Source organism: Ramlibacter sp. (assembly GCF_029866045.1).
Taxonomy (GTDB): domain Bacteria; phylum Pseudomonadota; class Gammaproteobacteria; order Burkholderiales; family Burkholderiaceae_C; genus Ramlibacter.
The window spans coordinates 1-23,466 of the sequence record NZ_JARXAB010000177.1; the positions used below are offsets into that span (position 1 = coordinate 1).

The following is a 23,466-nucleotide window of genomic DNA, read 5'->3' on the forward strand; positions in this document are numbered from 1 at the left end:
GTGTGCGGCAGGGGTTCGGCGGCGCCTATGCGGGGCTGAGGAGCGGAGGGCGCTGGGGGCCGAAGAGCGAGGCATGTTTGAGCCCTGAAAGGGCGAGTTTGCCTCGCGTGCCCCTGGCGGCCGAGCACCGCAAGGAAGCCCGAAGGGCCCCCGCATCGAAGCCGCCGGGCCCCTGCAGCACACCCGACGCGTGCCACGTCAACGTCAACGTCAACGCCATCGCTAAACCACCGATGCCGATGCCAGAGGAAACACCAACCCAGGACCCAACAAACAGACCTCCCCGTTGGAGCAAAATCTCTTCCATGCAGTTCCACTTCATCGCCAACCAGTCCCAGCCGGCCAGCGGCGGTCACACCCTACCGGTCATTGATCCATCCGACGGTCAGGTCTACGACGAAATCCAGCGAGGCACCGCCCAGGACATAGACCGGGCGGTACAGGCTGCCCGTTCCTGTTTCGAAGGCCCCTGGAGCAAGCTCAACGCCGCCGAGCGCGGACGGCTGATGATGCGGCTGTCGCAAAAAATCGCCGAGCACGCTGAGGAATTGGCACTGATCGAGCAGCGTGACTGCGGCAAGCCCACCAAGCAGGCGCGCGCCGATGCTGCCGCACTGGCGCGCTATTTCGAGTTCTACGCCGGCGCCTGCGACAAGCTGCACGGCGACACCATTCCCTACCTGGATGGCTATAGCGTCCTGACCTGGCGTGAGCCCCACGGAGTCACGGGCCATGTGGTCCCGTGGAACTACCCGATGCAGATTTTTGGGCGCTGCGTCGGCGGGGCGCTCGCGGCAGGCAATGTCTGCGTGGTCAAGCCCTCCGAGGACGCCTGCCTGTCCCTGCTCCGGGTGGCCCAACTCGCGGCCGACTGCGGCTTCCCTGCGGGCGCGATCAACATCGTCACCGGCTACGGCCACGAAGTCGGCGACGCACTGGCACGCCACCCTGGTATCGACCATATCTCCTTCACCGGCAGCCCGCGCGTCGGCACCCTGATCGAGCAGGCCGCCGCCGAGCGCCACTGCCCGGTGACGCTGGAACTGGGCGGCAAAAGCCCCCAGATCCTGTTCGAGGACGCCGACCTCGACGCCGCCTTGCCAATGGTGGTCAACGCCATCGTCCAGAACGCGGGGCAGACCTGCTCGGCGGGCTCGCGCTTGCTGGCGCAAGAGAGCATCTACGAGCAGGTGCTCGAACGCCTGTCCAAGGCTTTTTCACTTCTGCGGGTGGGCCCGGCAACCCTGGACCTAGACGTCGGTCCCCTGATCCGCGCCAGCCAGCAGCAGCGGGTGTGGGACTTCCTGGCCGACGCCCAGGTGGCCGGCATCCAGATGGTGGCGCAGGGACAGATCGTCGATGAGGCTCCCGACACCGGCTTCTACCAAGCCCCCACCCTGCTGCGCGACGTGCCAGTGGACCACCGCCTGGCGCAGGAAGAAGTGTTCGGTCCGGTGCTGGCCGCCATGAGTTTTCGCGATGAGGACCACGCCGTCCAACTGGCCAATGCCACGCCCTTTGGCTTAGTCACCGGTGTCTGGACCCGTGACGGAGGCCGCCAGTTGCGGATGGCCCGGCGGGTGCGGGCCGGCCAGATCTTCATCAACAACTATGGCGCCGGCGGCGGCGTTGAACTGCCCTTTGGCGGGTACCGCTCCTCCGGCCACGGCCGCGAGAAGGGCTTCGAAGCGCTGTACGGATTTACCATCCTCAAGACCGTGGCCATCCGCCACGGCTGAAGCGCATCCCAGACCGCGCCCCGCACAATCGACGACATGCCCGCCAGATCCGTGATTCCCCTGCTGGCCCAGCGCCCCGCAGGCCTGCCAGTCCCTCTGCCCTCGCCTGACACGCTGGCGCCCATGGCGAGCGGGACGCAGGGGCAAACAGGCCTGACAGACACTCGCGGCCGGCCGCTCAGAGACCTGCGCATCAGCGTCACCGACCGCTGCAACTTCCGCTGCAGCTACTGCATGCCGCGGGAGATCTTTGATCAGTCGCATGCCTACCTGCCGCAAGAGGCGCTGCTGCGCTTCGAGGAGATCACCCGACTGGCCAGCGCATTTCTTGCCCAAGGTGTTCAAAAGATCCGGCTCACCGGGGGCGAACCGCTGCTACGGCGAGGCATCGAAGACTTGGTGGCGAGCCTGGCGACCCTGCGCAGGCCGGACGGGCAGGCACCCGACCTCACCCTCACCACCAACGGTTCACTGCTGGCGCGCAAGGCCCTGGCCCTGCGTGAGGCCGGGCTGCGCCGCGTCACGGTCAGCCTCGACGCGCTGGACGACGCGGTATTTCGCCGGATGAACGACGCCGACTTTCCGGTGGCCGAAGTCCTGGCGGGGATCGACGCCGCGAAGGCGGCCGGCCTAGGCTCCATCAAAGTGAACATGGTGGTCAAACGCGGTGTCAACGAGGACCAGATCCTCCCTATGGCGCGTCATTTCCGCGGCAGCGGTGTCACGCTGCGCTTCATCGAGTACATGGACGTGGGCAATACGAACGGCTGGCGCCTAGACGATGTGCTGCCGGCGGAGGAAATCCTTCGGCGCCTGTCCGCTGAATTGCCACTGGTCTCGCTACCAGCGAACACACCCGGGGAAACCGCTCGGCGCTGGGCCTACGCCGACGGCGGCGGCGAGATCGGCATCATCGCCAGTGTGAGCCAGGCCTTTTGCGGTGACTGCAACCGGGCCCGCTTGTCGACCGAGGGCCAGTTATTCATGTGCCTCTTCGCCAGCCGCGGTCATGACCTGCGCGCCCTCCTTCGCAGCGGCGCCAGCGACGATCAGCTCGGCGCGGCCATTGCGGGGCTTTGGCGGGCACGCGATGACCGCTATTCCGAGCTGCGCGGCGCGGCCACCGCCGCCCGAGAGCAACCGGTGGGAGCGGTGGATGCGGCTTCGGCCCCCCGGGTCGAAATGAGCTATATCGGCGGATGATCCTGGCAAGCCAGATCACCGGCTTGGTGCTGGCTGGCGGCCGAGGACTGCGCATGGGAGGCGCAGACAAAGGCCTGCTGCCTTGGGCTGGCACAACGCTGGTGGGGCAGGCTGTGGCGCGGCTGGCGCCCCAGGTCGCCCACCTGGCAATCAGCGCCAACCGGCACCTCGAGGATTACCAAGCGCTGGGCGTGCCCGTCTGGACCGACGCGCAGGCCTTCGAGGGCCCGCTGGGCGGCATGCTCGCTGGCTTAGGCCGCTGCCAGACGCCTTGGCTGCTGTGCGTGCCTTGCGACGCCCCCTTCTTCCCGCTCGACCTGGCGACGCGTCTGGCGAGTGCAGCGGGAATCGAGCCTGGGCAACCCCGGATGGCGGTAGCTTGGGCGCAGCGGGGCGATGGAGAGGCTGCGCAGCCTCAGCCCGTCTTCTGCCTCATGCACTGCGGCCTTCGGGACCGCTTGACCGAGTTTCTGGCGGCGGGGGGTCGAAGGGCGGGCGAATGGGCGCGGCAGGCCGGCGCAGCCCGGGTCAACTTCGACGCCGAGGGCTTTCGCAACCTCAACACGCCCGAGGACCTGGCGTCCATCCGGATCGCCTCACCCAAGGGCGCAACGCCGTTGGCTTAAGCCCCCTACTCCCGCAGCAGGTTGCGGCTGAGGGTATCGGCCTGCGGGTCGGTCAGCCCGAGCAGTTCGGAGGCCGGCGGTACCGGCAGACGCGATCCACCGAGGCGCAGCAGATGACGCAACTCGGACACCACAGTCAAGTCATTGGCTGCCGTGTCATCCAGCACTTGACGCAGGTCGCGCTCGCGCTCGGTCAGCAAGGCGTCTAGCAGGTCCACCACCGGGCGCGGCACGAACAGACCCCCGTCGAGTTCGGGGATGGCCTTGGGAAGCTGTCTCATCACGGATCTCCAAGAAGAAGTGCGATGAGGGCAGCGTAGGCCCAAGGCGGGTGCAGCGCGTGTCGGCGGTTTTCCTTACTTAGCGATCAGTTCGCCCTTCGGGTCAGGCAGGGCGGTAGCCTGGGACACGGCGGCTGCAGCGGCAGGCGCCGGGGTGGGCGCATGTCCATGACCCTGTGCGTGGCCCGCGTCATGGGCGTCGGCCGTGTTCGCGCCGGGCACCTTGCTGCGGGCGAAGAGCGAATACATGGTGGGCACGACGAAGATGGTCAGCAGCGTGCCCAGGCTCATGCCGCCCACGATCACCCAGCCAATCTGCTGGCGGCTCTCGGCGCCGGCGCCGGTGGACAGTGCCAGCGGCACTGCGCCCAGCACCATCGCGCCGGTGGTCATGAGAATCGGACGCAGACGCTGGCCTGCGGCCTTCACCACAGAATCGACCACCGACATGCCTGACTCACGCAACTGATTGGTGAACTCGACGATCAGGATCCCGTGCTTGGTGATCAGGCCCACCAAGGTGATGAGACCAATCTGCGAGTAAACGTTGAGTGAGCCGCCCGACCATTTGAGCGCCAGCAGCGCACCGATCATCGACATGGGCACCGACAGCATGATGACCATGGGGTCGATGAAGCTCTCGAACTGCGCCGCCAACACCAAGAAGATAAAGAACAGCGCCAGCACGAACACCACTGCCAGCGCACCCTGCGAGTTGCGGAACTCACGCGAGGAGCCGTTGAGGTCCGTGGTGTAACCGGGCTTGAGCACCTTGGCGGCGGTGGCGTTCATGAAGGCCAGCGCCTCGCCCTGGGAATAGTTGGGCGCCAGGTTGGAGGTAATGGACGCTGAGCGACGCTGACCAAAGTGATTCAGCTCGCGCGGGCTCACGCTCTCGCGCACCTTGACCAAGGCCGACAGCGGGATCATGGTCTCGTTACGACCCCGCACCTGAATGGTCTCGATGTCCTCCGGCGTCGATCGGCCACCGGTCTGCACCTGCACGATCACATCAAACTGCTCGGCGTCACGCTTGTAGCGGGTGACGATGCGGCCGCCCAGCATGGTTTCCAGGGCACGCGCGACCACGTCCACGCCCACACCCATATCAGCCGCCTTTTCGCGGTCGACCTCAATGCGCAGGTCGGGCTTGTTCAGGCGCAGATCCACATCCGGCTGGATGAAGCCCGGGTTCTTGGCCATCTCCTCCAGAATCTGCCGCGCAATGCGGTTGAGGTTCTCGTAACTGTCCGAGGTCTGAATCACGAAGTTCACCGGGCGCTCGCGAAAGCCCTGACCCAGCGAGGGCGGAGTGATCACGAAGGCGGAGACGCCGGGAAGGCTCGAAACCCGGGGGCCAATTTCACGCGCGACATCCAAGATGGAGCGATTGGGTCGCTCCTCCCAGGGAACCGCGCGCAGCACCACGCTGCCCTGCGACACGGTGGGACTGCCCACGTTGCCGAAGACGCGGTCGAACTCCTTGTTGTTGGAGGCAATGCCTTCAATCCGGCGCACATAGCGGTCTGTGTATGCCAGGGTAGACCCGTCGGGGGCATTGACGTTCACCAGGACCGTGCCGCGGTCCTCCAACGGCGCGAGCTCCTGCTTCATCGTCGGGAAAACGGTGGCAATGCCCCAGGCGGCAATGCCCATGCCAATCAGCACCAGCCAGCGCGCCTGCAGCACCCACGCGACGGGACCGCGGGCGTTCGGGCCGCCGGCACGTGCGGTGACCACCCAGCGAATCAGCCGCTCGTAGCCACGGGACAGGCCAGTCAGCATGACCTCCATGGACCGGTCAAAGAAATTGGGCTTGGGGTTGTGCTTGAGGAGCAGCGCGCACATCATGGGCGTGAGCGTCAGGGCAACAAAGCCCGAGACCACCACCGAGCCCGCCAGGGCCAGCGCAAACTCCGCGAACAGGCGCCCGGTACGGCCGGGCGTGAAGGCAAGTGGCGCGAACACCGCCACCAAGGTCATGGTCATCGAGATGATGGCAAAGCCGATCTCCCGCGAGCCCTTGATCGCCGCAGCAAAGGGGGCCATGCCCTCCTCAATGTGCCGGAAGATGTTCTCCAGCATCACGATCGCGTCGTCCACCACCAGGCCAATGGCCAGCACCAGGGCCAGCAGGGTGAGCGTGTTAATGGTGAAGCCGGCCAGCGCCATCATCGCGAAGGTGCCGACGAGAGACACCGGGATGGTGATGATGGGGATGAGGGACGCCCGAACGGTGCGCAGGAAGAAAAAGATCACCAGCGCCACTAACGCCACCGCTTCCAGAATGGTCGCGTACACGTTCTTGACCGAGCGGTCGATGAAGACCGAGTTGTCGTTGGCAATGTCGATCGAGACCCCCGGCGGCAGGTCCTTCTCGAGCTGGGGAATCATGTCGCGCACGCCCTGCGACAGGGTCAAGGGGTTGGCGGTAGCCTGGCGGATCACGCCCGCCGAGATCGCTGGCCGGCCGTTGAGGCGCACCGCGCTGCGCTCGTCTGCCGGTCCCTCGCGCACCTGGGCGATGTCCCGCAGCTTGACCGGAAAGCCGTTGACGTTTCGGATCACGATCTCGCCGAACTGGTTCGGCCGGATCAGGTCGGTCTGCGACGTCACGCTGAACTCGCGCTGCTGCGACTCAATGCGGCCCGCTGGCACCTCCAGGTTGTTGCGGCGGATCGCTTCCTCCACATCCTGAGTCGTGAGCTTGTAGCCCGCCAAGCGCTCGGGGTCGAGCCAGACCCGCATGGCGTATTTGCGCTCGCCGAAAATTCGCACGTCGGCCACGCCAGTCACCGTCTGCAGCCGCGGCTTGACGATGCGGTTGACCATCTCGTTGATCTGCAGCGGCGTGTGGGTGTCGCTGGAGAAGGCCAGCCAGATCACCGGGAAGGCGTCGGCCTCGACCTTGGCGATCACCGGCTCATCGATCGCCTGAGGCAAGCGGCCTCGGACCCGCGCGGTGCGGTCACGCACCTCGGCGGCGGCGGCATCGGCGTCCTTCTCGAGGCGAAAGCGCACCGAGATCTGGCTTTGCTCGGCGCGGCTGATCGAGGTCAGAACATCCACCGCGTCAATGCCGGCGATGGAGTCTTCCAGCACCTTGGAGATCTGCGTCTCGACCACCTCGGCCGAGGCTCCGGGATAGCGGACGCTGACGGTGACCACCGGCTCGTCGATCTTGGGGTACTCGCGCACCGACAGACGGTTGAAGCTCACCGCGCCGATCAGGACGATGAGCAGGGAGAGCACAGTCGCGAGGACCGGGCGGCGGACGGACAGTTCGGACAGCTGCATGGCGAGGGCCTTTTGCTGTGAGGGATGGAGGGTGCTGCGGGAGGCCGGGGCCTTCAGCCGGCTGCGGGATTGCGCTGACTGCCGGGCGCGCGCGGCGCGCCGGGCGCACCCGGTGCGCCCTGAGGACCGCGGGGACCGCGGGGGCCGCCCGGGGTCGCAGCGCCGCCATCACCGGCGGCGTCACTCATCGCCTGCAAGCAGGGGTTGGGGCCTTCGGGTCGTTGCGCAGCACCTGCGCGGGCGCCCGGACCACCGGCCATGCGGGCACCCGGGCCACCGGCCTGGGCCCCAGGTCCGCGCGGGCCGCCGGCTGCCGTGCCTGCCGAGGCCGCTCCCGACGCCGCTGCGGCCGGACCGCCGGGGCCGCCGGGGCCGCCGGGGCCGCCGGGGCCGCCGGGGCCACCAGGGCCACCGGGACCACCAGGTCCGCCCGGGCCACCGCGGGCCGGCACATCGATCACGCGCACCGGCGTGCCATCACGCTGCAGGCGCTGCTGGCCGGCTGTCACGACCACGTCGCCCACCGCCACGCCTTCGAGAATCTCGACCTTCCCGGGCACCCGCAGGCCGAGCTTGACCTCGGTGCGTTGGGAGACCTTGGTGTCGCCCTCGCCAGGGATGATCTTGAACACAAACTGCCGTCCGCCCTGGGGCACCAGGACCTCCTCGGGCAGCACCATGGCATTTTGGTTCTCGCCAAAAACAGCTGTCACACGCGCGAACATGCCAGGGCGCAGCTGCATGGAACGGTTGTCGATGCAACCGCGCACGCCCACCGATCGGCCATTGGCGTCGACCAGCGGATCCACCGCCTGAACGAGCGCCGGAAACTTGCGGCCCGGCAGCGCGTCGATGGCCACCATGGCGGTCTGGCCGCGCCGCACCTTGACCTGGAAGCGCTCCGGCAGGCGGAAGTCCACCAAGATGGCGTCCAGGTCCTCGAGGTTGACGATGTCGGCGCCATCCTTGAGGTAGTCCCCGATGTTCACGTTGCGCAGACCCACGGTGCCATCAAAGGGCGCGAGGATGCGAAGGCGGTCAGCGGTGGCGCGGGCCAGGGCCAGCTTGGCCTCAGCCACTTGCATCGCGGCGCTGCTTTCGTCGACCGAGCGTTGGCTGATGAAGTTTTGTGCCACCAGCTCCTGGTTGCGCTTATGGTTGGCGCGGGAGATAGACAACTCGGCTTCGGCCTGGGCCACCTGGGCACGCGGCAGCTGGTCGTCGAACTGGACCATCAGCTGGCCCTTCTGCACCCGCTCGCCGTCGCGGAAATTGATTCGCGCCACCCGCCCACTCACCTCGGGGCGCACCATCACGCTCTGACGCGAGCGCAGCGTGCCTACAGCCTGTGTGTCGTCAATCAGGCGCATGGTCTCGACCTTGGCCACCTCAACACCCGCCGCGCGCGGCCCAGACGCTGCGCCCGAGGCTGGCGCGGCGGCGGAACTGGCGCCGCCGGCAGCCGTGCCTGGCGCACTGCCGCCCTGACCACCGAACAGGCCCGCGACTTGCGTCTGACCCGAAGCGGGCGCGGCCGGCTGGTTCTGGTACCACCAGGCACCGCCAGAAGCGGCGGCGATGCCGACAACGGCGACCACGATGTAGAGGGGTTTTTGGGCCATGAGGACTGCCTAAAGAATTCTTTGTGACTACTTTCGGGGCGATCAAAGACGATGCGCCATTTGACCAACCTGCCAATGTATCAGCCTTGTGTAAAGGGAGCATCCGGGCGAATACGCACGGCGTCCCACGGCGCCCCCAATCAGGCCCGCGGCCCCACCCGCCGCGAGCCGACACCTTCCGGCAAAATCCGTGGCCCTTCAGCGCCCGAGCGCGCGCTCCACGCCCTGATTGGCCAGCGCGTCGGCGCGCTCATTGCCGGGGTCGCCGTTGTGCCCGCGCACCCAACGCCAGTCGATGCGGTGGCCGCTCTCCTGCACCAGACTGTCTAGCTGCTGCCAGAGATCAACGTTCTTCACTGGCTGCTTGGACGCGGTGCGCCAACCCTTGGCCTTCCAGCCGGGAATCCACTCGGTGATTCCCTTCAAAACGTATTGGCTGTCCAAGTAAAGGGTGACGTCGCAAGGCTTCTTCAGCGCGGTCAAGGCCTGTATGACCGCCATCATTTCCATGCGGTTGTTAGTGGTCGACGGTTCGCCGCCGAACAGCTCTTTCTCGGTGGCACCGTGCTTGAGAAGCACGCCCCAGCCGCCAGGGCCAGGGTTGCCTTTACAGGCGCCGTCGGTGTAAATCTCGATGGGGTTCACGAAGGGTCCTGGGGGGTCGCCGTGCGACCGGTCCGCTGCGCCAGCGGCACGGTCGCGCCCGCCATTGTCACCTGCCGCTTCCAGCGTGCCCCCACCAGCCGCGCGCCACGCACCCGCTTGACCGCGACGATGCAGTGGACCGCGCCGAAAAAGGGCCACCAGCGCTCGCCCAGCGCGTCCATCCAGTCGAACCGCTGCAGCCAGGCCTCGGCCGACAAGGCAGGCCGCCAGCAGCCAAAGCGGTGGCTCTCCACTTCGAAGTCCAGCAGTCGCAGCCAGTCACGCAGCCGGCGCCAGGCCAGAAACTCACCGGCCTCCGGCAAGTACAACTGCCCCACGCCTAGGCGCCGGTAGACATGGGCGCGGCGCTGGCGCAGTCCCCAGAGGCTGGCGGGGTTGAAGGCGGTGATGACCACCCGGCCCTCGGGCACCAGCACCCGCTCGACCTCGCGCAAGGTGGCGTGGGGGTCCGGACTCAATTCCAGCGCATGAGGCAGCACCACCAGGTCCAGGCTGGCCGCTTCAAACGGCAAGGCGTCATAGGCGCTATGGAGGTGCGGCGTACGCCCAGCTGTATCCTCTTGAGGTGCCAAGGCCAGCCAGCGATGCGGCATGCGGTTGGCGCGCAGCGCGTCGACGATCGGCAGGCCCAATTGCACCGCGTGGTAGCCGAACAGGTCGACCACCGCTTGGTCCAGCGTTTGCTGCTCCCACTGCGCCAGGTAACGGCCGGGGGGCGTTTCGAACCAGGGTTGCATTCCTATAATCCGCTCGTTCATGAAACTCACCCCCGTACCAGCCTTCGAGGACAACTATCTCTGGATGCTGTACGAAAGCGGCGAGGCACTGGTGGTCGACCCGGGAGACGCTGCACCTGTGCAAGCCGCATTGCAGCGGCTGGGCGCCAGGTTGGTGGCGATTCTAGTCACGCACCATCACCGAGACCACACCGGTGGCATCCACGCGCTGCGCGAGGCGACCGGGGCGGTGGTCTACGGGCCGGCCAGCGAGGTCATTCCCGGGCCCTTCACGCCTCACCAAGGCGGCGACACCGTTGAAGCCCTCGGCCTGCGCTTCGAGGTGATCGATGTGCCCGGCCACACCGCGGGCCACATCGCCTATTACTGCAACAAACCCGGCCCGGGCCAGGCGCCTTTGCTTTTCTGCGGGGATACGCTGTTCTCCGCCGGCTGCGGGCGACTCTTCGAGGGCACGCCGGCGCAGATGCTGGCCTCGCTGGAGCGCCTGTCGGCCCTGCCCGGCGACACACGGGTGTGCTGCGCGCATGAGTACACCCTGTCGAACCTGCGCTTTGCCAGGGCGGTCGAGCCGGACAATGCGCCACTGGCCGCCTACCAGGCGCAGTGCGAGGCGCTGCGGGCCCAGGGCACGCCCACCCTGCCCTCTACGCTGGCCCTCGAACGCCAGGTCAATCCCTTTCTGCGCAGCCGGGAGGCTGGCGTGGTTCAATCGGTCGCATCTACCCGCGGCACCGACCCGCAGGACCCGGTGGCCGTCTTTGCCGCCCTGCGCCAATGGAAGAACGAATTTCGATGACCCAGCGTCCGCTCCGATCCAACCACAACCTGCCGCAGGGCGTGGCGGAGGTCACGGGCCCGGTTCAGCGGGTCGGCGGTGTGACCATGCGCTTGACGCTCCTTGTCCTGCTCGCCCTGCCCCTCATGGGTCATGCCACTGGCCTACCGGGAGGGCCTGCCGCCAACCCGGCGCCAGCAACCTCCCCCGCAGCGCTTACTTCATTGGCCGGACCTGCCGAAGGCACTGGCCTGCAGGCCGACCCCTCGCTCGGCCTGCGCACCGGCGCAGCGCTCGGCCTGCGCCCAATCACCGAAGCAGACGCGAACTCCAGCGCCGTCATCGCACTCGAAGTGCCGCCCGACCTCTGGGACCGTATTCGCCGCCGCCTGGCCATGCGCGAGCTCGAGGGTGAGCTGGTGCGCAACCACGAGCAGTGGTACCTCAACCGCCCGGACTACATCCGGCGCATGACTGAGCGCTCTCGCAAATACCTGTTTCACATCGTCGAGGAGCTTGAAAAGCGCAACATGCCCGCCGAGCTGGCGCTGCTGCCCTTCATCGAAAGCGCCTTCAACCCGCAGGCCGTCTCCAGTGCCAAGGCCGCCGGCATGTGGCAGTTCATGCCGGCCACCGGCGTCGACTTCGAGCTGCGGCAAAACCTTTTCCGGGACGACCGGCGCGACGTGCTTGCCTCGACCCGGGCCGCGCTGGAATACCTGCAAAAGCTGCACGAGATGTTCGGCGACTGGCACCTGGCGCTGGCTGCCTACAACTGGGGGCAGGGCAATGTGCAGCGCGCGATCCAGCGCAACAAGCGCATGGGTCTACCCACCGGCTACGAAGACCTGAACATGCCGGCCGAGACACGCAACTACGTGCCCAAGTTGCAGGCGGTGAAAAATATCGTGGCCAATCCGGACAGGCTCGGTGCCGAGCTGCCCCTGATCGGCAACCACCCCTATTTCCAGACTGTCACCATCACCCGTGACATCGATGTCGAGCTCATCGCGCGCCTGGCCGACGTGCGGCTGGAAGACTTCAAGGCACTCAACCCTTCCTACAACCGGCCGGTGATCCTGGCTGCTGGAACACCGCAGGTTCTGCTGCCCTGGGACAACGCCACCTTGTTCGAGCGCAATCTGGAAGGGCACCAAAGCGGCCGGTATGCGAGCTGGACCGCCTGGGTGGCGCCCGCCACAATGACGGCAGCAGAGGCTGCCCGCCGCGTGGGCATGGGCGAGGCGGAATTTCGCAACCTTAACAACATCCCGCCCCGCATGCTGATCCGCCGCGGGTCGACCCTCATGGCGCCGCGTGGCGACCGGCAGGCAAACGATGTCACCGCCTCCGTCGCTGACAATGCCCAACTCAGCCTGTCGCCCGAGGTGGTGCTGCGCCGGGTCACTGTCAAGGCAGGCAAGAAGGACTCGGTAGCCACCATTGCCGCGCGCTACAAGGTCAAGCCGGCAGATGTGGCGCGCTGGAATGAGGTCGCAACGAACGCGAAGTTCAATCCCGGCGATAAGGTAGCGCTCGAGTTGCCGGCGCGCCAAGGCAAGACGGCGCGCGCAAGCGGCACCGCTGCCGCCGGCAAGGCGCCCACCGACAGGCCGACCCAGGCCAAAGCACAGGCCAAACCACAGGCCAAGGCAACGGCCAAAGCACAGGCCAAAGCGCCGGTCAAGGTTGCCGAGCGCAACACGCGCTGAGCCCTGACCCGGGGCCGCCTAGCCGGCCCCTGTGTCTACCGCGGCCCCTGCTTCTGCGCCAACTGCACCTGCGCCATCCGAGCCTTCGCGCTCTGCAGTGGCACCCACGGTCGCGCTCCGTAACCCCAACTATTCCACCAGCCGGGCGAATGCTTATGCATCGCCAGCGCCTGTTCAGCCACATACAGCGACAGTCCCGCTAGAAGTCATCCTGCGGAGGCTGGCTTGTATCGCCCCGTCGCGTGCTGCGGCCCCGCTGCATCCACGCGCTCAGCCCAACATAGGAGCATGGCTATGGCCACCGAGAGCTTCCAGCAGGTCTACGAAAGCGTCTGTCACGTCTTGGGCACAGAGCCGCAAGCCCTGGAGCCCGACGCTTACGGTCGGCTGGGCTTCGGCTTGCAGCTTGGCGAGGTGCAGGTCCATGTCGCTGCCACACGCTGGATCCCACCGGGCGGGCACACACCGGTTGACGGCCTGCTGATGCTGGTCGAGTTCGGTGCCGCAGATCCAGCCCATGAACGCGACACCCTGGCCGAGGTGCTCGACGCCAACCTGCTGCTGGCGGCGTCGGGCGGACCGGTGTTCTCCCGCAACCCGGTCGATGGTTGCTTGCTGCTGCAACAGGTGTTTCCGCTCACCGCCATGAGCGGCCAGCGCGTGCAAGCGACGGCACAGCAGCTGGCCCTCCTGGCCCAGACTTGGCGGGACGGCCGGTTGCCAGGGCAGCGCAGCGACCTGGGCGGATACGCGGCAGCGGGCCCAGCCGCCGCCCCTGTGAGCGGCCCGTCTTCAGGGTCTATCGCCAGCTCTGGGTACGCATAGGGCCTGCCAGGCAAGAACCCATTTTTGGGCCGTGCACAAACACAAGCGTGCACCCCGCAGCGACTCACCCGGTTCATCGTCCGCCCCACACAGGCTCGCCAGGAGAAGCACAGATGCTCCCCAGTCGCCAGAGATCCGCCTCTGCACCGCCCGCAAGCCGTCCGCAGGCTGACCACGGTGCTTTGACACAGCCGGCACGTCTACCGCTGCCCGCACCCAGGGCGGGCGCTGGCCCAGCCCCTCCCCCGGCAGCGGGGCACGCCCTGGAGCCCTTGCCCCGACCGGCAGCCAGTGGCCCGCCCCAAGGGGCAGTGCAGCCTGCCCGGGACTGGCGCAGCCGGCACCCGGTGCTGGCGGTCTCCCTCAGCAGCGCAGTGCGCGACGCGCTCGGACAGGGCACTGGCCGCGTCATCGGCGCGGTGGTGCTGGCAGGCATTCAAAGTTCCCTGCACCACCCGGACCCTGCACTGCAAGCCTCCCGTGAGAGCCTGCTGGCCTTCGCCGGCGGCGGCGCGGCAATGCTGGCCAGTGGCGTCGCCGGCGCCTACACCGGCAACATGCTCAGCCTCGCAGTGCACAGGCGTGATGCGGCCGCCGAGCGCCGCTCGCCGCTCTGGGTGGCCGGGCTGGTGCCACCTCTGCTGCTGGCGAGTGGCATGGTGGTGGACGCGCACCTGGGCGGCAGGGCCGGGCTGGCGCTGGGTACCGGTCAGGCCCTGGCGCGTGTGGTGCAGTACCTGGGCCGCGACACGGCGGGCCAGGCCTACACCGCGGCGATGCAGTACCGGCGCAACGGGCTCGCCCCGGGCTTTCGCCTGCGTGTGCTGCAACAGGACGGGCGTCCGTTGGCCGACGCAGACCCCGCGGGCTTCAACCGTTTCACCGTCGGCCGGCTCAAGATCGCCTCCCTGATCTACGCGCTGCTGTGCGTGGGCTGCTTCACGATGGGCCTTTGGATGCAGGAGCACCGGTTCAAACCGGGTGAGGAAGATCACAGTTTTGAAGGCTTTTTGCGCGGCTCATTCGGCATGGTCCTGGCCACCGTGGTGCTCGAGGCCCTCGATGGGATCAATGGTGTCGTCTGCCATCAGATCCAAGCCTGGCGTCAGGGCCTGAAAGTGGAGCTGAACGAGGAGGAGACCCAGGTCGAAAACCTGCCGCAGTTCGTCATGACCCATGCACTGGCGCGTACCGCCACCAACAGCCTGCACGACTTGGCGGGCGCCCTGGAACGAGGGATGGGCGCCGAACGCGAGTTTTCGCCCGTCTGGTTCGCGCTGAGGGTGGTGCCGCGCACCGTGGCCCAGGTGCTCACCGAGCCACGGGGTTTCCTCGCCAACACCAGTATCGAGGTCCGGCAGGCCCAGACAGCAGCGGCCTTGGCCCGCCACGATGCGCAAGCGCAGAACAGGCCGGCCCTCAGACCAGCCGCAGCCGCAGCAGCGGCATCCGCTGCACCCCCACCGCAGGCGCACCACGCCCCGCGAATGGCGGTGATGGCGGTCATGACGCCGCGCCGCCAGGCTTGGGGATCCTCGCCCGGTGAAGCAGCACCCGGTGTCGACACGCCCCCTCCGGCCTTATGGCGCCTCCAACCGCTCAGCGTGACGGATGATCCCACCCCCCGTTCATCCACCGGAACACCGGGAAGTCAGGCGATGGGGCTGCCAGAGTGGCGGCCCCCCTCCGCACTAGAGATTCACCGCCCGCACAGCCGATCGAGCAGGCCGGGTACGCCGGGCACGCCGAACGTCGAGCGAAAATACCAATGACCGGGAAGGGGCGAGGAAGGGGCTCGGAAGGGGCGCTGACAGAGCGGCTCAGGCCCGCCCGCGCTCGCCGGCCAAGCGGGCAAAGGCATTGGTGTAGCTGCGCGTGAGGTCGATGCGCTCGGCCCGCATTCCGGGCTCGAGCGCCGCCAGGGCGCGCAGGGCGGTACGCCCGGCTTCTGCGCTGATCAGGCCATCTGTCGAATAAGACTCCCGCACCCGCTCGAATGCGGCCAGGTACAGGCCGAGGTCACCCATCAGGTAAGGCTCGGGCACGGTGCGCAGGATGTCGCGCGGGCCCGCTGTCTGCAGCCAGCGCAGCGCCCTCACCACCCCGGTCGCCAGCGCCTGGCAAGTCGCGGGATTGCGCAGGACGAAGGCCTGCGTGGCATGCAGGCACACGCCGGGCATGGGCCCGCCAAACACCGCCTCGGCGCCCTTGAGCGTGCGCGCCTCTCCGGCGATGCGCAACTCGCCGCGCTGCTCCAGCAGGGTCATGACCGGTTCACCCCAGCACAGGGCATCTACCTGGCCGGCGCGCAGCGCCTGTATCGCGCCAGCGCTCCCCCCCAAGGCAACAAGCTGCCATTCAGAGGGCGCCAGCCCGGCCCGCAGGGACAGGGTCTGCAGCATGAGGTGCGCGGTGCTGCCGCTGGCTGCAACACCGACGCGACGCCCCCGAAGGTCGGAGACCTGACGCGCTTGCGGCATGGCACGGCTGGCAAAACCCAGGGCCAGGCCTGGCGCGCGCCCGAGCGATACAAAAGCCTGGTGCATCGGGCCACGGCCTTGCGCCTGGAGGATCTGTTCATAGGGGCCAACGCCCACCTCGCCCGCCCCGTCGCCTTCCACCCAGCTGATCTCCAGACCTGCCGCGCGGAAAAATCCCAGGCTGTCCGCCACCACCAGCGGCAGTTGGGCCATATCGGCCAATTGGGGCACAGCGATGGACAGCCGCGCGCGCTCGGGTGCAGCGAAGCTGGCGGCAGGCGCCAGCCAGGGTGCCAGCGCCAGACACACCCCCGCGCGCAGCAAGCTGCGACGGTGAAGCGGCGGGGTATCCATGGGTGCGGTCCGAGTGCTGATGTCTTGCACCAGCATAGGTGCGCCGACGCGCTGGCGCATCGGGGGCATCCCCTTTGGGGTTTTCACCAAAGGCCAGGAACTCGGTCGATCGTGGCGGTAAGCGCTCCCATGTCACTGGCAGCGCGCCGCTGGCCCAGGCCGGTGGCACAGGTGGCACGGGCGTGGAACCCTTTCAATGCGCTTGCAACTGATGGGCATCTATTGCTGAGCAAAGGTGAACCCATGGATATCGGTAGATTCTTGGCCAAGTCCTCGGGGGGGAACTCCGCGCCCTACCAAACTTCAGTAGACAAGGCCGCACCAAAGACCCAGGGTAAGGGCACGCAGGCCGGCAACGGGGTCTCGGCCTTGGCGGATCGGAACGCGTCTGCTGCACCGGCCTCGGCCAAGTTGAAGGCGCCCGCGCCGCAAGCCACCGTGGCGCAGACGCCAATCGCAAGCCGTGAAGTCAGCCTCGGGGAGGTCGGAATCAGCTCCTGGGGCATCCCCAAGACAAAAAGCGACGTGAGCTTGGACATTGCGCTCCGGAGCCTGATGTACAACGGGTCAGGTCTTGAGGACAAAAGCGGGCGAGCCGTCATACAAGGACTCACACAGTCCAATGGATTTTCGGTGGATGAGTTTCGAAACGCGATGGACCAAAAGTGCAAAAACACGGAGGCCAATGCGAAATTCACGCCCGACCTGAGGTCAAGGGATCATCGCGCCGTCGGTGGCGCTCTCGCCTCGAGAGCCAAGACCCTTGGAGAACTGCGCCTGGGCCTAGACGCCGCCCGGGCCGCGCACAAGGAATACGCGTCCAATCCGTCCAGCTATGTGGCCGGATTGAACGCTGACTTCAAAGGCGATTTGACGAAGAAGCAGCTCTGGGACGAAGCGGATCGACTTCCTGCGGCAGGCGATAGCCTGTTGAAGATGCACATGGCGCTGTCGGCCCTTGAAAAGCAGGCCGGCATCCGGCCACCTTCCCCCAAAAGGTAAGGTGCCCGCGCTGAGACGCAAGCTCAGCGCCGGTCGACCAGGGCGTGGGCGATGGTGCCAAGATCCACGTATTCGAGCTCGCTGCCAGCGGGCACGCCGCGCGCCAGCCGGGTGACGACCAGGCCACGGGCCTTGAGCGCCTCGCCGATCACATGGGCGGTGGCCTCGCCCTCAGCGGTGAAGTTGGTCGCCAGAATGACCTCCTGCACCTGACCGTCGGTGGCCCGCTCGAACAGCGTGGACAGACCGATTTCTTTGGGACCAATGCCGTCCAGAGGACTGAGCTTGCCCATGAGGACGAAGTACAACCCCCGGTAGGCCGAGGTGCGCTCCAGAGCGGCCTGGTCGGCCGGCGTTTCCACCACGCACAGCTTGCTGGTGTCGCGCGAGGGGTCGCTGCAGGTGTCACAGACCTCGCCCTCGGTGAAGGTGTGGCAGCGGCTGCAGTGGCGGATCTGCGAACCAGCCTGCGACAGGGTCTGGGCGATGAGGGCCATGCCCTCGCGGTCATGCTGCAGCAGGTGATAAGCCATCCGCGAGGCGGTCTTGAGCCCCACGCCGGGCAGGCGCCGCAGGGCGTCAATGAGTGCCGGCAGGGTGTGGCTCATGGGGCGGTGCTTCGCAGCAAAGGCGGAGACGGCGGGGACTGCAGTAGTTGAAGCAGTTCAGGGCGCAAAGCGCAGGCGGGAGTGGTGCCGCACGCGCCGCGGCCTGGGCCGATCAAAACGGCAGCTTCATGCCCGGGGGCAGACCGGGCATGCCGGCGGTGAGCTTGCCCAGCCGCTCTTGAGAGGTTTCCTCGGCCTTGCGCGAGGCAGCATTAAAGGCGGCAGCCACCAGGTCTTCGAGCATGTCCTTGTCGTCGGCCAGCAGGCTCGGGTCGATGGTGATGCGCTTGACCTCGTGCTTGCAGGTCATGATGACCTTGACCAGCCCGGAGCCGGACTCGCCCGTCACCTCCACGCTGCCGAGTTCGTCCTGGGCCTTCTTGAGGTTCTCCTGCATGGCCTGGGCCTGCTTCATAAGGCCAGCCAGGGCTCCCTTGTTGAACATGATGTGCTTCCTGTGATGTGAAGAGGTAAAACTGTGTGCGCGCTACGCCTGGCCTTCAAGGCCCAGGCATGGAGCGGGTGCCTGCCTTACCGGCCGGCTTGATGCTTCCAGGCACGATTGTCGCCCCGAAGTCTTGCATCATCTGCTGGACGAAGGGGTCGGCCAGGATGATGGCCTCGGCCGCGCGCTGGCGCTCGGCGGCCGCATGGGCATTGCGGCGCGCCGGGCTGTCGCTCACCGCGCCGATTTCAACGCCCAGGGTGACGGCGTAGCCCACCTGATGCAGCGCCCCTTGGAGGCGCTCGCGGGTGGCGCCCTGATTGAGGGACTCGCGCTCGACCCGCAGCAGCCAGTGGTCAGTGTCCCGTGCCACCAGCTGTGACTGCAGGGCCAGCTCGCGAGCCAGCGCGCTCACCGCCTCGGCCGCCACCAGGGACTGCACCGTGGCAAACCAGAAGTCGCCTTCCTCGGTGCGGGTGAGGGTGGTAGCGGCGCGGCCAGCGGCGGCATCGCGCTCGGGCTCGGCCTGCACCATCACAGGCACGCCCATCACTTCACTGGCCGGCCGGCCGTCAAGCGGGCGACGCAGGGCGGGACGCGCATCGGTGACGCCACCCAAGCCGGGCGTTGCTCCCGGGGCACGACCGGCCTGCAAACCAGCTGCGCCCCGAGGCGCGGCATCGGAGGGCAAGGACGGCGCCGTCACCACTGGCACCACCTGGCCCGGGGGCGTGCCCACTGCGGGGACGGCGCTCACGACGCGAGAGGCTTCGGGGCGGGTGGCTTCCGTGCGGGAGATGTCGGGACGTGGAGGTTCCGAGGGCGGCACGCCGAGATGGGACGCTTCCTGGCGGACGGCGTTGGGCGCGGCCCCCGCTGCAGGTCCTGCTGCCCCGGCAGTTGCCGCCACAGATACCGCAGGATTTGCCGACCTCAGGGGTTCAGCTGAAGTTTTTTTTTCAGCCGAGGCGCCAGCGCCGTGGGCTGTCCCTTGGCCTGGATGCCCGCCGGGCTTGAACGCCAGCAGGCGCAGCAGCACCATGGTCAACGCGGCGTACTCGTCGGGGGCCAGGCCGAGCTCGGCGCGGCCATGCAGACACAGGCTGTAGAGCAGCTGGGTCTCGTCGGCAGGCAGCAAGCCGGCCAGCCGGGCGGTCTCGGCGGCTTCTTCGTCTTGGGGCGCGCTGGCAGCGGACGGCACCGCCTGCATCACCGCCATTTTTTGTAGCACCGCGCTCATTTCCTCCAGCGTGGAGGCGGCCGACAGGCCCAGCCTGCGCAGGCCTTCGCAGGTCTCCACCACCTCGGCGCCGTCGCCGGCGGCCAGGGCGCCCACCAGGCGGAACACATGGCTGCGGTCTACGCTGCCCAGCATCTGGCGCACCGTGGCCTCGTCCAGACGGCCGCCGCCGAAGGCGATGGCCTGGTCGGTGAGCGAGAGGGCGTCACGCATCGAGCCGCGGGCGGCGCGCGAGAGCAGGCGCAGCGCACCCGCTTCGGAAGGCACCGCCTCCTGGCCCAGCACCCGGGCCAGATGGTCCTGCACCGTCTCGGGCGCCATTGGGCGCAGGTTGAACTGCAGGCAGCGGGAGAGCACGGTGACCGGCACTTTTTGCGGGTCGGTGGTCGCCAGCACGAACTTGAGGTACTCGGGCGGCTCTTCCAGCGTTTTGAGCATCGCGTTGAACGCGTGCCCGGTGAGCATGTGCACCTCGTCGATCATGAAGACCTTGAAGCGGCCCTGCACCGGCTTGTAAACCGCCTGCTCAAGCAACTGCTGCACCTCGTCCACGCCGCGGTTGGATGCGGCGTCGAGCTCGGTGTAATCGACAAAGCGGCCGGTGTCGATGTCGGTACAGGCCTGGCACACGCCGCAGGGCTCGGCGGTGATACCGCCCTGCCCGTCGGCACCCTGGCAGTTGAGGCTCTTGGCCAGGATGCGGGAGACCGTGGTCTTGCCCACGCCACGGGTGCCGGTGAACAGATAGGCGTGGTGCAGGCGCTGCTGGGTCAGCGCATTGCCCAGGGCCTGGACCACATGCTCCTGGCCTACCATTTCCCCGAAATTGCGGGGGCGGTACTGCCGGGCCAGAACGAGATAGGACATGCGTCGGATTCTACGGGCGCATGGCCCGGGCCGAATCCCGCTGACCCAGACCAGAAGGCCATCGGGCCCGGGCACAGGCCCGGCCACCCTCGCCTACAATCACCGGTGACGGGCCTCCCCGCATGGTGAAGCGGCCAAACGGGTCAGGTGGGGAACCAAGCAGCCCTAACTGTGGAGCCAGTGCCGGGGGTAAGGCTCGTCAACTTCTTTGAGGCTTTCCGTTGCCAGATCAAGCACTTGGCTTGATTGGGACGCGACATAGCTGATGTGTGGACCACCTGCACACGACACCCTGTCCTCAAGGCTCCGATCTAGCCCGAGGTGCCATCGCTTTCGGGTCGCTGTAGATCGAGCAGCCTGCTGCGGTAGGTTCCACCCATTCCCTTGGGCGCAGTCTCTTTGATCTGCTTGCATTGCACTGGGGTCAGGGGGCCTTCGTCCGCCTCGTATTGAGGCAGAACCCTGGCAGCCAACTCCCGCAGTGCTAAATGAACCACCTGGGTCTCGTTGACGCCCAAGGTCTTGGCCAGCCTCTGGGTCGTTGATCGGGTGACACCGGTGGCGCAATCCTGGGGGCGGTACCGAAATACGATTTTGGGTGCAGCGGCTTTCATGGCAATGGCAACTGAGGTGAGTATCTTCAGGATGTCAATCCGGAGGTTTGCCGTCAACCTTCAAGAGAATCAGCCAGATAGCGCCACTCACATCAGCAGACGGTAATCAAGTTGACGATTAGATGCGGCCGCTGCAAGCGTGCGCTTTGCTAATATGGCCCGGTTACTTGGACAGGCATGGAGTCTAGAGATGAAAATTATTGTCAGCGCCGTTTTGGCGCTCATCGCGGGATTGCTCTTGACTTCGTGCGGCGGAGGCGGCGGAGGCGGCGGAGGCAACTCATCCAATGGCGCCCAATTTTCCCAGACGTACGTTGCCTCTGCGACGGCTGGTGAGGTCTTGAGCTACACCTTCGATTCAGTCAACAGCACCTACTCGTACACGATCACGAAGAGCGCGTATGGATTGGAAGGAGCCACGAGTAGCGGCACCTTGACGAGAAATAGCGACGGCTCTTACTCCCCCTCGGAGTCGCCTAGCTCCAAGATCTATGCGGCCCAAAATGGCCTGCTGATCGGGAGGATTAGGATGCTTCTCAATGGGACGTACAGGGATGTCCCCATCCTCGGTGTTTCAAATCCTTCGGTGAGTGGCGCAGACATGGCCGGCACCTACAACTACATTTCGCTCAATTGCGCGGCGAAAAACTATGGCGTCTATTCGGGCTGCACCACGAATTACGGAACCGTCCAGGTCGTTTCAACAGGCGCCAGCACCGCGACCTACACCACGTGCACAACGGCCAACATTAGCAACGGGACAGGCAGCTGCGCCGCAACGACGACCGGGGCGCTGACCCATATCGGCGGAGGCATCTGGGAGATGGTCAGGTCCGGGTCTGCCAACAAGAGCCATATGGCGGCGCTGAAATCCTCCAACAACCAACGCGTCGGGTTCCTGGACTTCAATGACGGCGGTGCTGGGGGGTATGGCTATGGGCTGGCCGTCGCTTCCGAACAAATTTCGCCAGCCATTAGTGATGTGGCAGGCGAATACATTGCTCACACGACTGCGGGCACCTCGGGCGCATTCACGATCTACAGCGACTCGACCACCAGCCACGGCCTGACGATCACCCGCGATTCTCCATGGACTGGCATCGCCAGGACAAGTTCGGTGGGTGGCCAAGGCTATGGGATCCTGGCTGGAACGGGCGTGTACGCCTACCGCAACCCGCAGAACGGTTCGGGCTATTTCGAAATCGGGATGCGAAAGTAAGCCGCTACCAGGTAGACGATTTTCTGCCGCATTGAGTCATCAACTGGCTCCTATCGCGCCGGCAAAAAGCGCCACTTCATTGCGTCAGCCGCAGCGCCCGGGGCCCCGTCCCAGGCGCTGCCTCGCGCTTCCAGGCGCGATTGCCCCGCCGCTCGAGCGCCGCTTTTCCTCCTGAGAGCGCCAGGCGCCCGCTGTCGAGCGAGGTGGACCCTGTGGCCTGCGCCGCTTGCGCCCTCCCCTTGCAAAGCATATTGACCAGCGATCAGCATCGCCTTACATTTAGTTATGCAAGCAACTAAGTCGGGCGTGCCAGCGGCCATGTCCGCCACCCAGGAGCCCCCTCCCGACGCGCCAAGCGCGCGGACGTCGGCCTCTGGCGTGCGGGAGCGCTTGCTAGACGCCTCCGAGTTGCTGTTCGCAGAGCTGGGTTATGCCGCCTGCACCTTTCGGGCGATCTCCGCCCAGAGCGGCATCAACCAGGGCTTGCTGCACTACTACTTCACCAGCAAGCAAAACCTCTTTACCGAGGTGTTCCTGCGCCGCGCGCATGTCATTGCGGCGCGTCGCGTTACGCTGCTGGACGCGGCCGAGGCGCAATCGGGCGCCGGCCACGTGCCGCTGGAGACCTTGGTTCGTCACTTCCTGACCCCGGCACTGGAGATGGCCCAGCAGGGCGAGGGCGGGCGCGCATTCGTGCGAATTCACTCGCAGCTGCGCGGCGAGGCCGGTGACCTGGGCCTGGCACTGCGCCGGCAGGCGTTCGGCGCTTCGACCGAGCGCTATGTGAGCGCGCTGTGCGCCGCATGCCCGCACCTGAGCGCCGAGGCGGTGTACTGGCGCTTCAATTTCATGGTCGGCAGCTACTTGGTGGTCAGCTCCCAGGCCGGGCGTCTGGAGGACTACTCCGGAGGCGCTTGTGCAGCCAGCAACATGCAGGCGGCCCTGGACCAACTGGTTCCGTTTGCCATTGCCGGCTTTCTGGCTGCACCGCCTGCGGCGAACGGCGCACCTACCGCACCGACCGCACTCGCAAATGCCAAGGTGCCTAGCCGGACCAGGGTCTGACTGTCATCAACCGCCGACTCTCTTCGCCGTTTTCTCTTTCCCCTTTCCCCATTCCTCCCACCATTCCCTTCACCTTTCCCTTCCAA

20 protein-coding genes and 1 other RNA gene are annotated in these 23,466 nt (G+C 66.7%); 11 read left to right on the forward strand and 10 right to left on the reverse strand.

The genetic code is table 11. From position 1 onward, the window contains the following. Positions 1 to 305: 305 nt before the first annotated feature. The 3 genes from QE494_RS17605 (at position 306) to mobA (ending at position 3,568) form a co-directional block, all read left to right on the forward strand. Entirely contained in the window at positions 306 to 1,739 is a 1,434-nt protein-coding gene (locus QE494_RS17605) for an aldehyde dehydrogenase family protein (protein ID WP_300045586.1), read from the forward strand. Between the two features lie 123 nt (positions 1,740 to 1,862). Further along, a complete protein-coding gene (gene moaA / locus QE494_RS17610; RefSeq protein ID WP_300045641.1) occupies positions 1,863 to 2,942 on the forward strand; it encodes a GTP 3',8-cyclase MoaA in 1,080 nt (359 codons plus the stop codon). Beyond that, positions 2,939 to 3,568 (forward strand): molybdenum cofactor guanylyltransferase MobA, encoded by a 630-nt coding sequence (gene mobA, locus QE494_RS17615; protein WP_300045589.1) that lies wholly within the window; start codon positions 2,939 to 2,941, stop codon positions 3,566 to 3,568. Before moaA ends, mobA begins: the two co-directional genes overlap by 4 nt. Positions 3,569 to 3,573: 5 nt before the next feature. Here mobA and QE494_RS17620 read toward each other — a convergent pair whose 3' ends face one another. The 5 genes from QE494_RS17620 to QE494_RS17640 form a co-directional block, all read right to left on the reverse strand. Continuing rightward, positions 3,574 to 3,849 carry a hypothetical protein gene (locus QE494_RS17620; RefSeq protein ID WP_300045591.1) on the reverse strand — a complete coding sequence of 92 codons (276 nt, stop codon included), beginning with the start codon at positions 3,847 to 3,849 and terminating at the stop codon, positions 3,574 to 3,576. Positions 3,850 to 3,924: 75 nt separating this feature from the next. Continuing rightward, entirely contained in the window at positions 3,925 to 7,146 is a 3,222-nt protein-coding gene (locus QE494_RS17625; protein WP_300045594.1) for an efflux RND transporter permease subunit, read from the reverse strand. A gap of 53 nt (positions 7,147 to 7,199) precedes the next feature. Next, positions 7,200 to 8,768 carry an efflux RND transporter periplasmic adaptor subunit gene (locus tag QE494_RS17630; protein ID WP_300045597.1) on the reverse strand — a complete coding sequence of 523 codons (1,569 nt, stop codon included), beginning with the start codon at positions 8,766 to 8,768 and terminating at the stop codon, positions 7,200 to 7,202. Between the two features lie 198 nt (positions 8,769 to 8,966). Then, entirely contained in the window at positions 8,967 to 9,413 is a 447-nt protein-coding gene (gene rnhA, locus QE494_RS17635; RefSeq protein ID WP_300045599.1) for a ribonuclease HI, read from the reverse strand. Continuing rightward, the gene (locus QE494_RS17640) at positions 9,410 to 10,171 is read right to left on the reverse strand and encodes a class I SAM-dependent methyltransferase (RefSeq protein WP_300045644.1); all 762 of its coding nucleotides are present in this window, start codon (positions 10,169 to 10,171) and stop codon (positions 9,410 to 9,412) included. Before QE494_RS17640 ends, rnhA begins: the two co-directional genes overlap by 4 nt. Positions 10,172 to 10,190: 19 nt before the next feature. On the opposite strand from QE494_RS17640, the gene gloB reads away from it, so the two are divergent. The 4 genes from gloB to QE494_RS17660 all read left to right on the forward strand — a co-directional run bounded on the left by gloB (position 10,191) and on the right by QE494_RS17660 (position 15,258). Next, on the forward strand, positions 10,191 to 10,970 hold the full coding sequence (gloB, locus tag QE494_RS17645) for a hydroxyacylglutathione hydrolase (protein WP_300045601.1): 780 nt from the start codon (positions 10,191 to 10,193) through the stop codon (positions 10,968 to 10,970). Between the two features lie 125 nt (positions 10,971 to 11,095). Further along, positions 11,096 to 12,661, forward strand: coding sequence for a transglycosylase SLT domain-containing protein (locus tag QE494_RS17650; protein ID WP_300045648.1), 1,566 nt, complete (start codon positions 11,096 to 11,098; stop codon positions 12,659 to 12,661). Between the two features lie 288 nt (positions 12,662 to 12,949). Further along, a complete protein-coding gene (locus tag QE494_RS17655; protein WP_300045603.1) occupies positions 12,950 to 13,486 on the forward strand; it encodes a CesT family type III secretion system chaperone in 537 nt (178 codons plus the stop codon). Positions 13,487 to 13,797: 311 nt separating this feature from the next. Then, positions 13,798 to 15,258, forward strand: a complete 1,461-nt coding sequence (locus QE494_RS17660; protein ID WP_300045606.1) for a hypothetical protein — start codon at positions 13,798 to 13,800, stop codon at positions 15,256 to 15,258. 48 nt (positions 15,259 to 15,306) lie between these two features. Here QE494_RS17660 and QE494_RS17665 read toward each other — a convergent pair whose 3' ends face one another. Further along, positions 15,307 to 16,380, reverse strand: coding sequence for an ABC transporter substrate-binding protein (locus QE494_RS17665; protein ID WP_300045608.1), 1,074 nt, complete (start codon positions 16,378 to 16,380; stop codon positions 15,307 to 15,309). A 183-nt stretch (positions 16,381 to 16,563) separates the two neighbouring features. On the opposite strand from QE494_RS17665, the gene QE494_RS17670 reads away from it, so the two are divergent. Then, positions 16,564 to 17,322: a hypothetical protein gene (locus QE494_RS17670; RefSeq protein ID WP_300045609.1), complete on the forward strand. Its 759-nt coding sequence runs from the start codon at positions 16,564 to 16,566 to the stop codon at positions 17,320 to 17,322. Between the two features lie 23 nt (positions 17,323 to 17,345). Here the strand turns inward: QE494_RS17670 and recR are convergent, their stop codons facing one another. The 3 genes from recR to dnaX form a co-directional block, all read right to left on the reverse strand. Further along, positions 17,346 to 17,930, reverse strand: coding sequence for a recombination mediator RecR (gene recR, locus QE494_RS17675; protein ID WP_300045611.1), 585 nt, complete (start codon positions 17,928 to 17,930; stop codon positions 17,346 to 17,348). A gap of 112 nt (positions 17,931 to 18,042) precedes the next feature. Then, positions 18,043 to 18,375: a YbaB/EbfC family nucleoid-associated protein gene (locus QE494_RS17680; RefSeq protein ID WP_300045614.1), complete on the reverse strand. Its 333-nt coding sequence runs from the start codon at positions 18,373 to 18,375 to the stop codon at positions 18,043 to 18,045. A 55-nt stretch (positions 18,376 to 18,430) separates the two neighbouring features. Then, positions 18,431 to 20,482, reverse strand: coding sequence for a DNA polymerase III subunit gamma/tau (gene dnaX / locus QE494_RS17685; protein ID WP_300045616.1), 2,052 nt, complete (start codon positions 20,480 to 20,482; stop codon positions 18,431 to 18,433). Between the two features lie 107 nt (positions 20,483 to 20,589). On the opposite strand from dnaX, the gene ffs reads away from it, so the two are divergent. After that, an RNA gene (gene ffs, locus QE494_RS17690) (signal recognition particle sRNA small type) lies at positions 20,590 to 20,686 on the forward strand. A gap of 107 nt (positions 20,687 to 20,793) precedes the next feature. Here the strand turns inward: ffs and QE494_RS17695 are convergent. Next, a complete protein-coding gene (locus QE494_RS17695; protein WP_300045617.1) occupies positions 20,794 to 21,096 on the reverse strand; it encodes a hypothetical protein in 303 nt (100 codons plus the stop codon). Between the two features lie 190 nt (positions 21,097 to 21,286). On the opposite strand from QE494_RS17695, the gene QE494_RS17700 reads away from it, so the two are divergent. Then, a complete protein-coding gene (locus tag QE494_RS17700; RefSeq protein ID WP_300045619.1) occupies positions 21,287 to 22,315 on the forward strand; it encodes a hypothetical protein in 1,029 nt (342 codons plus the stop codon). A 285-nt stretch (positions 22,316 to 22,600) separates the two neighbouring features. After that, positions 22,601 to 23,380 carry a TetR/AcrR family transcriptional regulator gene (locus QE494_RS17705; protein WP_300045622.1) on the forward strand — a complete coding sequence of 260 codons (780 nt, stop codon included), beginning with the start codon at positions 22,601 to 22,603 and terminating at the stop codon, positions 23,378 to 23,380. Positions 23,381 to 23,466 lie beyond the last annotated feature (86 nt).

Excerpts from the sequence above, each read along its gene's own strand:
- QE494_RS17605 (WP_300045586.1), top strand. The coding sequence starts at position 306 with ATGCAGTTCCACTTCATCGCCAACCAGTCCCAGCCGGCCAGCGGCGGT.
- moaA (WP_300045641.1), top strand. The coding sequence starts at position 1,863 with ATGGCGAGCGGGACGCAGGGGCAAACAGGCCTGACAGACACTCGCGGC.
- mobA (WP_300045589.1), top strand. The coding sequence starts at position 2,939 with ATGATCCTGGCAAGCCAGATCACCGGCTTGGTGCTGGCTGGCGGCCGA.
- QE494_RS17620 (WP_300045591.1), bottom strand. The coding sequence starts at position 3,849 with ATGAGACAGCTTCCCAAGGCCATCCCCGAACTCGACGGGGGTCTGTTC.
- QE494_RS17625 (WP_300045594.1), bottom strand. The coding sequence starts at position 7,146 with ATGCAGCTGTCCGAACTGTCCGTCCGCCGCCCGGTCCTCGCGACTGTG.
- QE494_RS17630 (WP_300045597.1), bottom strand. The coding sequence starts at position 8,768 with ATGGCCCAAAAACCCCTCTACATCGTGGTCGCCGTTGTCGGCATCGCC.
- QE494_RS17640 (WP_300045644.1), bottom strand. The coding sequence starts at position 10,171 with ATGCAACCCTGGTTCGAAACGCCCCCCGGCCGTTACCTGGCGCAGTGG.
- gloB (WP_300045601.1), top strand. The coding sequence starts at position 10,191 with ATGAAACTCACCCCCGTACCAGCCTTCGAGGACAACTATCTCTGGATG.
- QE494_RS17650 (WP_300045648.1), top strand. The coding sequence starts at position 11,096 with ATGGGTCATGCCACTGGCCTACCGGGAGGGCCTGCCGCCAACCCGGCG.
- QE494_RS17655 (WP_300045603.1), top strand. The coding sequence starts at position 12,950 with ATGGCTATGGCCACCGAGAGCTTCCAGCAGGTCTACGAAAGCGTCTGT.
- QE494_RS17665 (WP_300045608.1), bottom strand. The coding sequence starts at position 16,380 with ATGCGCCAGCGCGTCGGCGCACCTATGCTGGTGCAAGACATCAGCACT.
- QE494_RS17670 (WP_300045609.1), top strand. The coding sequence starts at position 16,564 with ATGGATATCGGTAGATTCTTGGCCAAGTCCTCGGGGGGGAACTCCGCG.
- recR (WP_300045611.1), bottom strand. The coding sequence starts at position 17,930 with ATGAGCCACACCCTGCCGGCACTCATTGACGCCCTGCGGCGCCTGCCC.
- QE494_RS17680 (WP_300045614.1), bottom strand. The coding sequence starts at position 18,375 with ATGTTCAACAAGGGAGCCCTGGCTGGCCTTATGAAGCAGGCCCAGGCC.
- dnaX (WP_300045616.1), bottom strand. The coding sequence starts at position 20,482 with ATGTCCTATCTCGTTCTGGCCCGGCAGTACCGCCCCCGCAATTTCGGG.
- QE494_RS17695 (WP_300045617.1), bottom strand. The coding sequence starts at position 21,096 with ATGAAAGCCGCTGCACCCAAAATCGTATTTCGGTACCGCCCCCAGGAT.
- QE494_RS17700 (WP_300045619.1), top strand. The coding sequence starts at position 21,287 with ATGAAAATTATTGTCAGCGCCGTTTTGGCGCTCATCGCGGGATTGCTC.
- QE494_RS17705 (WP_300045622.1), top strand. The coding sequence starts at position 22,601 with ATGCAAGCAACTAAGTCGGGCGTGCCAGCGGCCATGTCCGCCACCCAG.